The following is a 13,816-nucleotide window of genomic DNA, read 5'->3' as shown; positions in this document are numbered from 1 at the left end:
CGGACCGCGCAAGATGGCAATACACTGGCGGACACCCAATCCTCTGCCGCCGTCGCCCCTCTTGTTTACGGGCGGCGCGCCCCCGGGAGCCCCTCGATGTCCCTGAATTCTGCCCGATCCCTCGCGCCCGGCATCGCCGCCCAGGACGCCGCCTGCGAACTGGCGCGGTCCGAGCTGCTCTGCACGCTCGAGCGCATGACCGGCAACCTTGAAGGGGCGCTGGATACGCCGGTCGAAGGCCTGTACCTGCATCGGCTGTCGCAGCCGTCGGGGGCCAAACCGGTCGTGCAGAAAGCGGCACTGGCTGTGATCGCGCAAGGATCGAAACGGCTTTTCATCGGTGACGAGACCTATGAATACGATCCCTTCCACTTCCTGATCTCTTCGGTGGATCTGCCCCTCGTGGCCAAGGTGTCGGTGGCCAGCCCGACCCTGCCTTATCTGGGCTTGCGGCTGGACCTGAACCCCGAGGAGATCACCGCGCTGATCAGCGACGAGAACCTGCCGCCGCTGGTGCCGGCCGAAGCCTCGCGCGCGCTTTGCGTCAATCCGCTGGGCAGCACGCTGCTGGACGTGGTGCTGCGCCTGCTGCGGTTGCTGGACACGCCACGGGACATTCCGATCCTGGCGCCGATGATCAAGCGTGAACTGCTTTACCGCCTGCTGATGAACGGCCAGGGCGTCGTGCTGCGCCAGACGGTGCTGCAGGACAGCCAACTGAACCGCGTGGCCAAGGCGATCCGCATCCTGCGGGACAATTTCGCGCAACCCCTGCGCGTGGAAGAGATTGCGCGCGACGTCCACATGAGCGTGTCGTCGCTACATCATCATTTCAAGCAGGCCACGGCCATGAGCCCGCTGCAGTATCAGAAGCACCTGCGGCTGCAGGAGGCGCGCCGGCTCATGCTGACGGACGATGCCGGCGTGGCGCTGGCCGCGCATGCCGTCGGCTACGAGAGTTCATCGCAGTTCAGCCGCGAGTACAGCCGCCTGTTCGGCACGCCGCCGCTGCGCGACAAACAGCGTTGGAAGGACGAGACGGCACTGGCCGCCTAGCCACGCGCAATCTGCCGGTTTCCGGGCAATTGCCGCAAATCCTCGAATACGATCCGTAGTCCCGCCAGGCTCAGCCGATCCAGCCGGGTGCGCCTGATCCCGCGGGGAACTGGGCCACGCGCCGTATCATGCGGGGCACCGACGACTCTCGAGGAATTTGCATGCACGACCTGAATGACCTTTATTACTTCGTCGAGGTCGTCAAACACGGCGGATTCGCGCCGGCCGGCCGGGCGCTGGACATCCCGAAGTCGCGCCTGAGCCGCCGCATCGCCCTGCTGGAAGAACGCCTTGGCGTGCGCCTGATCCAGCGCTCCACCCGAACGTTCGCGGTGACCGAACTGGGCCAGGAGTACTACGACCAATGCCTGGCGATGCTGGCGGGCGCCGAAGCGGCGCAGGATGTCATCGACCGCACGCACGCCGAACCGCAAGGCACCATCCGCATCGCCGCACCGCCCGCGCTCATCTATTACTTCCTCGGGGACGTGGTGGCGCGCTTCATGGAAAAGTGCCCCAAGGTGAACGTCTACCTGAAGAGCTTCAGCCGGCCGGTGGACGTGCTGCGCGAAGGCTTCGACCTGGCGGTGCGGGTGCGCTTTGGCGCCATCGAAAGCAGCGACCTTGTCATGAAGAACCTGGGCCTGAGCTGCCAGAGCCTGGTCGCCAGCCCCGCGCTGGCTCGCACCCTTCCGGATTCCGCCGATCTGCAGCACATCAGCCGGCAGCCGACCATGGCGCTCGGCACCGAGCAGCGCGAATGCCAATGGCGCCTGCTGGGTCCCGACAACGCGCGCCTGGCGGTGCCGTTCATGCCCCGGCTCGTCACGGACGACATGCTGGCGCTCAAGCAAGCCGCGCTGCGGGGCGTGGGGGTCGTCGCCCTGCCCCTCCTGATGATCCGCGAGGAACTCGATGCGGGCACGCTGGTGCCCGTGGGCGCCCCCTGGCAACCCGAGCCCGGCAGCGTGCATGCCGTGTTCCCGTCGCGCCGGGGCCTGCTGCCCGCCGTGCGGGAGCTGTTGGATTTCATGGGAGACGCGTATCGTGAAAACGCGCGCTGCGAAGCTGCGACCCAGACGCGCCACGGCATCCCGTCACTGCAACCGGTCCAATCGTTGTCCGATAATTAGAACGCTGAGAGTCGAAATTCCCGTCTACCGGCGCGGTTGTCCTGAAATTAATATCCTTCCTACGCACTCAGCGTTGCACAAAACACCGCGCAACACCGCGCAACCTGAATAGACCAAGGAATCAGCCATGACCCGCCCCTACGTTAAGCTCGACAAGTCCCAAGCCGCCGTTCTGCTGGTGGATCACCAAGCCGGCCTCCTGTCCCTGGTGCGCGACTTCCAACCCGATCAATTCAAGAACAACGTGCTGGCCCTGGCTGACCTGGCCGAATACTTCAAGCTCCCCACCATCCTGACCACCAGTTTCGAAGACGGCCCCAACGGCCCGCTGGTCCAGGAACTGAAGGACAAGTTCCCCGACGCTCCCTACATCGCCCGCCCCGGCAACATCAACGCCTGGGACAACGAAGACTTCGTCAAGGCCGTCAAGGCCACCGGCAAGAAGCAACTGATCATCGCCGGCGTCGTCACCGAAGTCTGCGTCGCCTTCCCCGTGCTGTCGGCCATCGAAGAAGGTTTTGACGTGTTCGTGGTGACCGATGCTTCGGGCACCTTCAACGAAGTGACGCGTGACGCCGCTTGGCGCCGCATGGAACAGGCCGGCGCGCAACTGATGTCGTGGTTCGGCGTGGCATGCGAACTGCACCGTGACTGGCGCAACGACGTGGAAGGCCTGGGCACCCTGTTCGCCAACCACATCCCCGACTACCGCAACCTGATGGCCTCGTACTCGGCCTTCAAGGCGGCCAAGTAAGGTTGCCGCGCGGCCGGCTTGCCGGCCAGACCACGCTGAGACAGCGGTGAAAAAAAGGCCCAGGCAAATCGCCTGGGCCTTTGTCATTTCCGCTTGCGGGCGAAGGGATACGCCTGCTGCGCCAGGAATGTCCCGGGCATATCGTTGTCCAGGATCCCGTAGTTCTGCGGCAGCCGGTTGCCCGCCCCGCGCACCGCGGTGCCGAACAGATAGTCGATGAAGGAAAAGTGCGCCGCGTAGTTCTTGTCGATCGCTTCGGTGTCGGACGAGTGATGCCAGTGATGGAAGTCCGGCGTCACGATGATGTAGCGCAGCCAGCCCCACGGCAGCTTCACGTTGGAATGGATCAGCACGGCCTGGAATCCCACGATGATGATGTAGGCATCGAGCACCGCCTTCGAAAACCCCAGCACGAACAGCACGCCCAACACGGCCACGCGCGTGATCAGCAGTTCAACGATGTGCAGGCGCGAGCCGGCCAGCCAATCCAGCGTGCGCGTGCTGTGATGCACGGCATGGAAGCGCCACATGAAAGGCACCTCGTGATAGATGCGATGCGCGGCGTATTGCGCCAGGTCCGCCACCAGCACGGCCACGAACAGCTCCAGCAGATATGGCATCGACTGGATGGCCTGTTGCAGCGGTTCGTACGCCGCCCAGGAAAACAGACGGTGGATGAAGAAGTTGATGCACAGCAGCACCGCGCCCACCGACAGGTGATTGAACAGAAAGTGCTTCATGTCCACCTGCCACTCGCCGCGGAACACGGGCTGGCCGGGGTACAGCGGCGTCAGCTTTTCAAAGATGATGAAGACGGTGCTGGACGCCAGCAGATCCAGGATGAACCAATCAAGACCCAGATACGGATGACCGCCGGTGTTGGTGGCATTGACCGCTACCTGGCTGCCGCCAGCAGCCACCGCGCAGCACACCAGCACGAACGCGGAAATATTGAGCCAGCGTTGCCGCCCCAGCACCGTGTTGGCCAGCGCGATCGAACCGGACACCAGCAGTGCGCCGAACAGCAGCGTGCGCATGGCTTCCACCGAATAGAAGCTGCGCAGCTCGGGCGTGGTCAGGTAGGCGGGAAAGTGAAACGCCAGCACGCCCAGCACAGAAAGAATCGCCAAAAACAGCGCGATCACGCCGCTCATCATTCCGGTGCCGGGATGAATCCGGCCGTCCTGCTTGAAAAGATCCATCACTCTGCGATAGACGGGGGCGTGCTGTTTCATTGGGGATCTGGGACAGTCCAAGGGGAAGCGAGTGTATCGCCGGGGACGGACCCTTCTGTAAAGAAACGTGAACGCTCACGACAGAATGGCTCATTTCTTGACACCCTTGCGCGGGGTCAACGGCGCACAGCCGTGGTTCGACCCGTAAGGTTGACAAGGCGTGGTCATTGGCGTGTCATGGCCTTTGACGCTGATGATCGCGTCGTGACAGGCGCATCGTCGGTCCCGTCAACCGGTTCCTCAAGAGGCCTTTATGTTCCCTGAATACCGCGAGCTCATAACCCAACTCAAGTCCGAAAACGCTCACTTTTCGGCGCTGTTCCAGCGGCACAACGATCTGGACCAGGAAATCCAGAACATGGAGGACGGCATCAAGCCGTCCTCGGGCGCCGCGATCGAGGTGCTTAAAAAAGAAAAACTGCACCTGAAAGACAAGCTCTACGGCCTGCTCCGCGCGGCCGACCAGAACGGCCACGGCAAAAGCAACGGCAGCTGACCTGCCGCTCGGCGCGGGCTACATCAGTTCCAGGCCCGCGCCCTTGACGACGGAGGCGTACTTCGTCATTTCCGAACGGAAGTACGCCACCGTCTGTTCCGGCGGCATCAGGACGATACGGTTGTTCTGGGTCGCCATCGCCTGCTTCACCTCCGGCGAGTTGAACGCGCGCCCCAGCGCGTCGTAGATGCGGCGCACGTCCGCTTGCGGCAGCTTTGCCGGCCCGACCGCCGCAAACCATCCGCCGATCTCGTAGTCCGCCATCCCCTGATCGCGCAGCGTCGGCAGGTCGGGCAGCGCCGCCATGCGCTCTGCGCCACAGGCGCCCAGCGCCTTGAGCGCGCCGCTCTTGATCTGCGGCAGCACGGACGGCAGCGACAGCACGCCAAAGTCGACCTGACCGCCGATCAGATCGGCCATCATCGGACCCACGCCCTTGTAGGGAATGTGCCGCGCTTTCACGCCCGCTTGCTGCACGTACATTTCCGCGGCCAGGTGCAGGATCGTGCCGTTACCCGAGGACGCGTAGTTATAGCGGCCGGGTTGGCTCTTCAAGAGCGCGGTCAGCGGATCGAACGGCAGGCTCTTGTAGACGCTCGGGAAGATGACATGGTTGTTCGACACCATGCTGAGCGTGTACCCATCGGGCGCCGATCGCACCAGCGCCGACGTGCCCACGATGCCGCCCGCGCCCGGCTGGTTTTCCACCACGACGGTATGGCCCAGCGCGGTGGACAGCGCTGGCCCCGCCGCCCGCGTGATCGTGTCCACGCCGGACCCCACGCCCACCGGCAAAATGAATTTCACCGGCCGGTCCGACTGCGCCCACGTCACGCCGGGCACGCTCAGCATGGCGGCGCCCAGCGCACCCAGAACCTGGCGGCGGCTCCAGCGCCCGCCCGCACGTTGATTGCTCATGTCTGTCTCCTGATGGTTTTTGTATCGGCCGACTTGCGCGGCCGTTTACTGCAAAGGGCTTCAATCATTGCTCTGGCGCGGCGCGGCATGCTGCCCGCCTTGCGCGCGCCCTTACCTCATGCCGCGGCGCCCTGCTCGCGCAACGCTTCGATCTGTCCGGCGTCGTAGCCCAGCGCTTGCAGGAGTTCGTTGGTGTCCGCTCCCAGCACAGGCGGATCGCGCCTCACGCCAAGCCGCTGCCCGTCCATCATCAGCGGAAACAGCGCGGCGCCGGCGGTCTGCCCGGCACGCTCGCCGTCGGGCAGACGGATCTCGGCCAGCCCGCCGGTGGCGCGCAGGTGCGGATCGTCGTACAGCTCCTCGGGCTTGACGATGGGGGCGAACGGCAGACCGATGCGTTCGAATACGGCCGCCAGTTCGGCGGCGCGGTAATGTGCCAGCCGCTTGCGCAGATCCGCCAGCAGCGTGGGCCGCAACAGGACCCGGTCATTGTTCGTGGCCATTGCGGGATCGTTCTTCAGGTCGTCGAATCCGAAGGCATCGCAGAACGTCACCCACTGCGCGTCGCTCACTGCCGCCAGGAATATCTGCTCGCCATCTTTGACCGTGAAGACGTCGTAGAGCGCCCAGGCGGACACGCGCTGCGGCATCGGCGCGGACGGCTGGCCCGTGATCGCGTACTGCAGCATGTGTTGGCCCACGAGGAACACATTGTTCTCGAACAGCGCCGACTGCACTTCCTGCCCCCGCCCGGTGATGCCGCGCTGGATCAGCGCCGCCATCGCTCCGATGGCGCCGAACATGCCGCCCATGATGTCGTTCACGCTGGTGCCGGCGCGCACCGGATCGCCCGGCCGCCCGGTCATGTAGGCCAGCCCGCCCATCATCTGCACGACCTCGTCCAGGGCCGTGCGCATGGCGTAAGGGCCCGGCAAAAAGCCTTTGTGGCTGACGTAGATGAGGCGCGGATTCGCTTTGGACAGCGAGGCGTAGTCCAGGCCGAATTTCGCCATCGTGCCGGGCCGGAAGTTTTCCGCCACCACGTCGGCGCTGGCGGCCAGCTTGCGCGCCACTTCCGCGCCCGCCGGGCTTTGTATGTCCAGCGCGATGCTCTTCTTGTTGCGGTTGAACATCGGAAAAAAGCCCGCGCCGACGCCCAGCAGATGACGCGTGCGGTCACCGCGCACAGGTTCGACCTTGATGACTTCGGCGCCCAGATCGGCCAGGACCATTCCGCAGGTGGGGCCCATGACCATGTGGGTGAACTCCACGACGCGCAGGCCGGCCAGCGGCAACGGACGGGAGGATGGGGGAACGGCGGCGTTTTGCATGGTAAGGCTCGATGTCGATGCGTGATGCGCGCGCTCAGGCCGGCTGGCCGATGCGTGCAGGATAGGTCTTGGGCAGGCCGGCGCGCCACAGCGCGCCGTGCAGGGGCTGATCGGGCAGCCACCCGGCGGCGGCTTCGCGCAAGGCGAGCAGACGGGGCAGATCGACGCCGGTCTCGATGCCCATGCTCTGCAGCATGAACACGAGGTCCTCGGTGCTGACGTTGCCGCTGGCGCCTGGCGCGTGCGGGCAGCCGCCGATGCCGGCCAGGCAGGCGTCAAAGCGGGCCACCCCGGTGTCCAGCGCGGCCAGCACGTTCGCCAGCCCCAGCCCCCGTGTGTCGTGAAAGTGCGCGCAGCACAGGCGATCGCCCGCGATGCGCCTTGCCGCCTCAAACAGGCGTCCCACCGAGGCCGGATCGGCATATCCCACGGTATCGGCCAGACTGACGCGGTCGGCGCCGGCATCCAGCAGCGCCTGCATGAGCCGCAGCACTTCCTCCTGCTGCACTTCGCCCTGCAACGTGCAGCCAAAGGCCGTTCCGACGCCACCCTCGATCAGCATGGACGAACCCGCCGCGTCGCGCGCCGCGCGCATCTGGCCGACCATCGCCACCACCTCGTCCGGCGTCTTGCGCAGGTTCGCCAGGCTGTGCGCGTGGCTGGCCGACAGCGGCACCAGCATCAGGTGGGCGCCGCTGGCCAGCGCCAATTCCGCGCCCTTCAGATTGGGAACCAGCACGGACACCATCAGGCCGGCAAGCTGCGTGGCATGCGCGATCAGTTCCGCCGTATCCGCCAACTGCGGCAGCAGGCGGGCGGGCACGAACGAGCCCACTTCGATCTCGCGCTGGCCCGCCGCGTAGGCCGCGTCGATCCAGTCGAGTTTGATCTGCGTGGGCATCACGACAGAAAGGCTCTGCAGGCCATCGCGCAGGCCCACTTCACGGACCGTGACGGCCGATGGGCGACAGGCGGGTTCTTGGATGGGCATGGCGACAAGGCCTCTAAAAAGACAAAGCCCAGTGTAGATATTCTCAAACCAGCCACAAGCGGTATTTTGGAACGCTTAAAATTCCGTTTCGGAACATCAAACAGGATGACCGCCATGCGCGACCTCGACATCACCACCCTGCGGCTCTTCGTCTCCGTCTGCGAGACCGGCAACATTGCCCGCGCCGGCCAGCGCGCCAACATCGTGGGGTCGGCCATCAGCAAGCGGCTCGCGCAGCTTGAGGACACCGTGGGCGCCAAACTGCTGACGCGCAAGCGCCGGGGCGTCGAGCCCACCGAAGCCGGCGAAACGCTGCTGGAGCACGCGCGCGCCATCCTCGCCAGTTCCGAACGCATCGAACGCGACATGTCCGCCTACGCCAGCGGCGTGAAGGGGCAAGTGCGCATCCTGGCCACCGCGTCGGTCCTGGCCGAATCCCTGGCAGAGGACATCGCGGCCTTTCTTCAAGCCGCCCCCCACCGCAACATCCGGGTCGACATGGAAGAACGCGTCAGCCAGGAGGTCGTGCGCGGCGTCCGCGAGGGCATCGCCAGCCTGGGCATCTGCTGGGATGCGGCCGATTTTCATGGGCTGGAACGGCGTCCCTACCGGGGCGACCGCCTGGCCATCGTCACCGCGCCGGGCCATCCGCTCGCTGACCGCGAAGCCGTTTTCTTTGAAGACGCGCTGGAGTATGAGCATGTCAGCATGCCGGCCGCCGGCGCCGTCCTGCGCATGTTGCAGACGGCAGCCAACGACAGCGGCAAGGCGCTGCGGCACCGCGTCACGGTCAGCAACTTCGACTCGGCCTTTCGCGTCGTGCTGGCGGGACTGGCCATCAGCGTGGCGCCCATCGAAGTCGCCACGCCCTATGCGATGGCGCACGGGCTGCGGGTGCTGCCGCTGAAAGACGCCTGGAGCCGGCGGCGCTTTGCGATCTGCATGCGTAGCGAAGCGGCGCTGCCTGCGGCGGCGGCATTGTTGCTGGATCATCTGGTGGCGGCGGGCGCGAGCAGCGAGTCGTGAACTGGCGTGGGCTTGGACGGGGCTTCGGCGTGCGCATCGACCGGGAGCAGGCAAGTCAGGGATGATTAGCCATGCTAATCAAAGATTAGGATATTTAGTTTTTCTAATTTCCCAGCCAGCGCTAGTCTGAGCGCCCCCTAATGACCTGCCAGACCTTGCAGTATGTCCACCGCCTTCATCCCTGGATTTCTCCTCGGCCTCAGCCTCATCGTCGCCATCGGCGCACAAAACGCCTTTGTGCTGCGGCAAGGCTTGCGCAAGGAGCATGTCTTCCTGATCTGCCTGACTTGCGCGCTGTCCGACGCCATCCTGATCGCGGCGGGCGTGGCGGGCTTTGGCATGGCGGTCGGCCTGCTGCCGTGGCTGGAGCCCGCCATGCGCTACGGCGGCGCCTTGTTTCTCTTTGTCTACGCGGCGCGCAGCCTGCACTCGGCGTTTCGCAAGCAGCACGACCATCTATCACCCTCGTCCCGTCAGGCAAATAGCCCGTTAGCGGCGCTGGCCACGTGTCTGGCGCTCACCTGGCTAAACCCGCATGTCTACCTGGACACCGTCGTCCTGCTGGGCTCCATCTCCAGCCAGTACGAAGGGCGCAAGCTGGCCTTTGCTGCCGGCGCGATCTGCGCGTCGTTCTGCTTTTTCTTTGCGTTGGGATATGGCGCGCGGCTCCTGCGACCCGTCTTCGCCAATGCCACCGCGTGGCGTGTGCTGGATGCCTGCGTCGGCATCCTGATGATCGTGATCGGCATACAGCTGGTGAGGTAATCCTCATCCTTCTGACGGACGGCGAAGGCGGCGGCGCGCTGCTACGCTGCCCTACCCGTCGTCCTTGAAGGATCGTCCGCCATGAGAATCGCAGCTGGCGCCGCCGGCGCATTGGCCATCCTGCTGTGCAGCGGCCCGGCCTTTGGCCAGTATGTGGTGCGGACCCAGGACATGAGCGGCAAATGGAGCGTGCCCAACCCGCAGTACGAAGGCGTGCCCGAGCTGTTCCGGGCAAGCTCGGGCGCCAAGCGTGCCTGCCTGGATCGCGGCCCGCCCAGCAACCTGTACCGCGCCGCCAAGGTCATCGACCTGCGGACCGGCGAAGAGGTGCTGGTGGTGGACTGCATTCCGATCCGCAACGAGCAGCGCCAGCGATCGGAGCAGATTCGGGCCAATGCGTTGAAGGCGGCGCCGACGCAGTGACCCCTCGTTCTTGAAACGTGTCGCCGTCCGTGATGGCGCGCCGACAGGGTTCGGCGGCCTAAGCCACGCGTCTTTGCGACGAGCGCCCTATCGCTTCTTTTGCGCGCCGTCCCTTTCGCCCGCGGACGCGTTCATGTAGTCCTTGACCGTGCCGTCCTTGTTGTAGGTCACCGTCAGCGTGCGCTGGTCCTGCATGGCGCCGTACTCGCTGTTGTTGAAGTAGAACCATGACGCGGTGCGCAGGCCTTGCGGGTTGACCTGCTGCGTGCGAGGGGGACCAAAGTCGCGGACCATCTCATCGAACGTCGTGACGTTGATCTGGATGGCTTGCACCTTATCTTGCGTGATCATGTCTCCCGGCGCGGGAGCAGCGCAGCCCGCCACGATGGCGGCCACGAAAAGCACGGACGATCTCATTGAACTTCCCCAGTCCTGTGTCAGCCGGCAAACGCGGCCGTTGTGTTTGTGAATTCCGAACGAGCATAAGAATACTCTGCCCGCTGCCGCGCGCAGCGTGGGCGTGCGCCGCAATGGCCGGTTAACGTCTGTCACGTTGCGGTCATCTACAATGCCGCCAGTTGCCGAGCGCGAAATGGCGCCGGCCCGCAACAAACAGGCAGCATGACCCGCGCGAAGAAATCAGCACCCAGAAAGAGAGCACCGGCCAGCAAAAGCCGGGCCGCCAGCCCCGGCCGCATCTACCGATTCCTGCGAACGTTCACGCTCACGTCGCTGGCCGCTTTCGGCGCGGCCACGTACGCGCTGAACCCGCAATGGCGCGCCCACTTCTCCATCGACGACATCCTTGCGCGCGTCGGTTGGCCGACCCAGGAAAAGTTCGCCCCCGCCGCGGTGCCCGCCGGCGGCATGGCGCACACGCGCTTTGCCGACTGCCCGCAATTCTTCCCGCAGCAGCGCCCGCCCGTCGTGCCCGCCAGCCAGGCGCTGCGCGAGCTGTGCTTTTCAAACTTCGCCATCCTGCACAACGGACAGACCAAGACGCCGGTGTTCGTGGCCGAGCGTCTGAACCGCAAGATCCTGACGCAGGCACAGGGCATGGAACGGTCCGACAAGTTCTATGCCGAGGCACGCGTGCCGCGCGCCGAACGCGCTGAACTGACGGACTACAAGGGGTCGGGCTACTCGCGCGGTCACATGGCGCCGGCGGGTGACATGTCCACGCACGAGGCCATGGCGCAAAGCTTTTCGCTGGCGAACATGGTGCCGCAGGACCAGCGCCACAATGGTGGGCCGTGGAGCCAGATTGAACAGGACACGCGCAAATACGTAATGCGGGCATCGGGCGACGTGTATGTGTTCACCGGGCCGTACTACGGCGACAAGCCCAAGGAGATTGGCTCCGGCGTGGCGGTGCCAAGCCATCTGTTCAAGGTTGTGTTTGATGCGTCCACGGGGCGCTCGTGGGTGCATTGGCAGGGGAACAGCGCGAGCACCAAGGCGGGCGCGCCGATCAGTTATGAAGAGTTCGCGCGCCGCACGGGGATGCAGTTGCTGCCGACGGGGAATTGAACGTCTCGTCGGCGTTGACTGCCCGATTTTGGTTTAGGTGTCGACCGCATATCGCCCGCGGCGCCTACTTCGGCCGCGGCGATGGCAACCCCTGATCCACGGCGGGCCACTCTCCGGCCCGCAGGCGCGGCAGGCACAGCACCATCGCCTTCGCCACATTGCGCACCTCTTCCTGCAACGCCGAGTCCTCGTCCAGCTCGGCATGACTCGTGGCATACGGCTTGTAGTAGCCAATGTAGCGATCCAGCTTCGACGACGCCCCGGCATCCACCAACCCCATCCATTCGAGCCAGTCGCAGAGCGCGCGCCGCTGCCCCTCAATGCCCGCCACGTCGCCGTGCACCACCACGCCGTAGGCGCGGCCAGCCAAATGCTTCGGAAACGGCCATCCGTCCATTTCGATCTGCTTGGCCTTCCTCGCGTCTTTGCCTGACGTCGTCGTCGGATCGGGGTTGCCGCCATCCGCACAGACCAGCCGGTCGATCATCAGCTTCAGGACGCTGGGCGACTGATACCAATAGGTCGGCGCGAGCAGGATCACGCCATGCGCCGCCATCCACTGCTCGTAGATGTCGTTCATCGCATCGTTGTCCTGCGCGAGCGAATGGTTGGGATAACAGCTACAGGGCCAATGGCAGAGCGGCATCGCGGTGGACACGCAGCCTTTGCAGGGGTGGATGAGGTACTGGTATTCCGACGTGAGGCGGCTCAGATCCAGCATGTCCGCCTGCACACTGGCCGACTCCAGTTCGTCGCGCACGATTTCCGACAGCCGCCAGGTCTTTGAGACCTCGCCAGGACAGGTCCCGTCATTGCGCGCCGCGCCGTTGACCACCAGGACGCGGGAGCGTGTCTGGGGATCGCGCTGCACCAGTGCCGCGCGAGCGAGGCGATCGTGCGCTTCCTTCCACTCCACCGACATGTCGTAATCGGGATCTGCATAGTCCGCTCCTGCCTTGACAGTGACAGGCGCCTTGCGTCCGTTCTCGTAGGCATCCCAAGCGATGGCTTCAAGCCGGTCCAACGCGTCGGCTTCCACCTTGAAGGCCGGATCGTAGAAGCGGCGCATGAACCGCAAGCGGAACGTGTCGCGCGGGAGCTTGCCGGCATATTGTCCTGATCGGACTTCGAGCTTTGGTTTGGCCATGGCGATGAGTCTGCAAGGATGAACGGCATCTCACAGCAACTCTTATGCCCATCGCCCGCCGCCGCGGAATGCGCCGTGCTGACGACGGTGCAAAGCGTCTAACCTTTCAAGGGCGCATTGAGTGCAGTAGGATGAACCGACCGACTGGAGGAATTATGCAAACAGCCAAATGGGACTTTCAGATCGCGCAGCCAGAGCAGGAAGGCGATGAATGGCGCATCGGCTACACGCTGATCTCACCGATCGCCGGCGTGCCGTCCGAACACATCGCCATCGACGAGCGGTTTCATTCCGCCCATGGCGCTATTGCCGAGGCGACCCGCCTCGCGCAGATTCATGTTGCCGACCTGAACGGTGAAGCGCCGACGTTCGAACGTCCGAGCGATGCCGAGGTGCCGTTCGACAAGGACCAGCGGTTTTAGTCAGTCGCGCGCAAACAGACAAATGCAGCCACGCGAACGTTTCTCGCGTGGCTGCAAATCGCTACGTTTGTGCGTTCTACGACAGGCCGTTCAGCGGGCCGGCGCCGGTGCGGTGCTGGCTGGCGTAGCCGAATTCGCCGGGGTGGCGGGCACCTGAATCTCTTTCTTGCGCAATACGCCACCGCCCTGAACGCTACCCTGCACATTCGTGGGCGAGGTCATTTTGGCCACGCAGGTTGCACGTTGCGATTCGGGCAGACGGTTGCAGCGAGCCAGCTCGTTTTGCCGCAATTGCTCGGGGCTCTCCGCACTCAGATTCTGACGATCACGCTCTTGCCGTGCCGCCGCCGCTTCGCGCAGGCAAGTTTCCAGCGGTTGGCCGGAGGCGCCGCTCTTGCAGGTGGCGACATCCTGCTGATGCTGCGCTTGCGAGGTAGCGCTGGTGTCAGCGGCGTAAGCCGCGCCCGTGGCCCACGTCATACCCGCCACGCAAAGAATCGCGGAAACTCTTTTCAGGGGCACTTGAACAGCATTCATCTTGTGAACAGTATTCATGGTCAGCTCCTCAAAATAGGGACATGCGCCCGGC

At 64.7% G+C, this 13,816-nt stretch carries 16 protein-coding genes; 9 read left to right on the top strand and 7 right to left on the bottom strand.

Annotated features, from left to right (window positions below):
- Window positions 1-96: 96 nt before the first annotated feature.
- The 3 genes from HV681_RS25980 to ycaC all read left to right on the top strand — a co-directional run bounded on the left by HV681_RS25980 (window position 97) and on the right by ycaC (window position 2,943).
- The gene (locus HV681_RS25980) at window positions 97-1,056 is read left to right on the top strand and encodes an AraC family transcriptional regulator (protein WP_175125989.1); all 960 of its coding nucleotides are present in this window, start codon (window positions 97-99) and stop codon (window positions 1,054-1,056) included.
- Window positions 1,057-1,217: 161 nt separating this feature from the next.
- The gene (locus tag HV681_RS25975; RefSeq protein WP_175125988.1) at window positions 1,218-2,189 is read left to right on the top strand and encodes a LysR substrate-binding domain-containing protein; all 972 of its coding nucleotides are present in this window, start codon (window positions 1,218-1,220) and stop codon (window positions 2,187-2,189) included.
- Window positions 2,190-2,316: 127 nt separating this feature from the next.
- The gene (gene ycaC / locus HV681_RS25970; protein ID WP_056570984.1) at window positions 2,317-2,943 is read left to right on the top strand and encodes an isochorismate family cysteine hydrolase YcaC; all 627 of its coding nucleotides are present in this window, start codon (window positions 2,317-2,319) and stop codon (window positions 2,941-2,943) included.
- 83 nt (window positions 2,944-3,026) lie between these two features.
- Here the strand turns inward: ycaC and HV681_RS25965 are convergent, their stop codons facing one another.
- Window positions 3,027-4,178, bottom strand: coding sequence for a sterol desaturase family protein (locus HV681_RS25965; protein ID WP_175125987.1), 1,152 nt, complete (start codon window positions 4,176-4,178; stop codon window positions 3,027-3,029).
- A gap of 253 nt (window positions 4,179-4,431) precedes the next feature.
- Between HV681_RS25965 and HV681_RS25960 the strand changes: the two genes are divergently transcribed.
- Window positions 4,432-4,674 carry an HP1242/YdcH family protein gene (locus tag HV681_RS25960; protein ID WP_175125986.1) on the top strand — a complete coding sequence of 81 codons (243 nt, stop codon included), beginning with the start codon at window positions 4,432-4,434 and terminating at the stop codon, window positions 4,672-4,674.
- Window positions 4,675-4,692: 18 nt separating this feature from the next.
- On the opposite strand, the gene HV681_RS25955 is transcribed toward HV681_RS25960, so the two are convergent.
- From HV681_RS25955 to HV681_RS25945, 3 genes are all read right to left on the bottom strand, one after another.
- A complete protein-coding gene (locus HV681_RS25955; protein ID WP_175125985.1) occupies window positions 4,693-5,592 on the bottom strand; it encodes a Bug family tripartite tricarboxylate transporter substrate binding protein in 900 nt (299 codons plus the stop codon).
- 116 nt (window positions 5,593-5,708) lie between these two features.
- Complete coding sequence (locus tag HV681_RS25950; RefSeq protein WP_175125984.1) at window positions 5,709-6,923, bottom strand: CaiB/BaiF CoA transferase family protein; 1,215 nt, start codon at window positions 6,921-6,923, stop codon at window positions 5,709-5,711.
- 34 nt (window positions 6,924-6,957) lie between these two features.
- Window positions 6,958-7,914: a hydroxymethylglutaryl-CoA lyase gene (locus HV681_RS25945; RefSeq protein ID WP_175125983.1), complete on the bottom strand. Its 957-nt coding sequence runs from the start codon at window positions 7,912-7,914 to the stop codon at window positions 6,958-6,960.
- 114 nt (window positions 7,915-8,028) lie between these two features.
- On the opposite strand from HV681_RS25945, the gene HV681_RS25940 reads away from it, so the two are divergent.
- The 3 genes from HV681_RS25940 to HV681_RS25930 all read left to right on the top strand — a co-directional run bounded on the left by HV681_RS25940 (window position 8,029) and on the right by HV681_RS25930 (window position 10,128).
- Window positions 8,029-8,940: a LysR family transcriptional regulator gene (locus HV681_RS25940; RefSeq protein WP_175125982.1), complete on the top strand. Its 912-nt coding sequence runs from the start codon at window positions 8,029-8,031 to the stop codon at window positions 8,938-8,940.
- Between the two features lie 162 nt (window positions 8,941-9,102).
- On the top strand, window positions 9,103-9,705 hold the full coding sequence (locus HV681_RS25935; RefSeq protein ID WP_175125981.1) for a LysE/ArgO family amino acid transporter: 603 nt from the start codon (window positions 9,103-9,105) through the stop codon (window positions 9,703-9,705).
- An 81-nt stretch (window positions 9,706-9,786) separates the two neighbouring features.
- Window positions 9,787-10,128, top strand: a complete 342-nt coding sequence (locus HV681_RS25930; protein WP_175125980.1) for a hypothetical protein — start codon at window positions 9,787-9,789, stop codon at window positions 10,126-10,128.
- An 87-nt stretch (window positions 10,129-10,215) separates the two neighbouring features.
- Here HV681_RS25930 and HV681_RS25925 read toward each other — a convergent pair whose 3' ends face one another.
- Complete coding sequence (locus HV681_RS25925; RefSeq protein ID WP_175125979.1) at window positions 10,216-10,545, bottom strand: hypothetical protein; 330 nt, start codon at window positions 10,543-10,545, stop codon at window positions 10,216-10,218.
- Between the two features lie 204 nt (window positions 10,546-10,749).
- Here HV681_RS25925 and HV681_RS25920 point away from each other — a divergent pair, with 204 nt between their 5' ends.
- The gene (locus tag HV681_RS25920; RefSeq protein ID WP_175125978.1) at window positions 10,750-11,658 is read left to right on the top strand and encodes a DNA/RNA non-specific endonuclease; all 909 of its coding nucleotides are present in this window, start codon (window positions 10,750-10,752) and stop codon (window positions 11,656-11,658) included.
- A 64-nt stretch (window positions 11,659-11,722) separates the two neighbouring features.
- Here HV681_RS25920 and HV681_RS25915 read toward each other — a convergent pair whose 3' ends face one another.
- The gene (locus HV681_RS25915; protein ID WP_175125977.1) at window positions 11,723-12,805 is read right to left on the bottom strand and encodes a flavodoxin family protein; all 1,083 of its coding nucleotides are present in this window, start codon (window positions 12,803-12,805) and stop codon (window positions 11,723-11,725) included.
- Window positions 12,806-12,960: 155 nt separating this feature from the next.
- On the opposite strand from HV681_RS25915, the gene HV681_RS25910 reads away from it, so the two are divergent.
- Window positions 12,961-13,227 (top strand): hypothetical protein, encoded by a 267-nt coding sequence (locus tag HV681_RS25910; RefSeq protein WP_175125976.1) that lies wholly within the window; start codon window positions 12,961-12,963, stop codon window positions 13,225-13,227.
- Window positions 13,228-13,317: 90 nt separating this feature from the next.
- Here HV681_RS25910 and HV681_RS25905 read toward each other — a convergent pair whose 3' ends face one another.
- Window positions 13,318-13,782 carry a hypothetical protein gene (locus HV681_RS25905; RefSeq protein ID WP_254595073.1) on the bottom strand — a complete coding sequence of 155 codons (465 nt, stop codon included), beginning with the start codon at window positions 13,780-13,782 and terminating at the stop codon, window positions 13,318-13,320.
- Window positions 13,783-13,816: the final 34 nt, after the last annotated feature.

This window comes from Achromobacter animicus (assembly GCF_902859585.1).
Classification (GTDB): Bacteria; Pseudomonadota; Gammaproteobacteria; order Burkholderiales; family Burkholderiaceae_B; genus Achromobacter; species Achromobacter animicus.
Note: the sequence above shows the minus strand (reverse complement) of the source record. Positions and strands in the feature narration are given on the sequence as shown.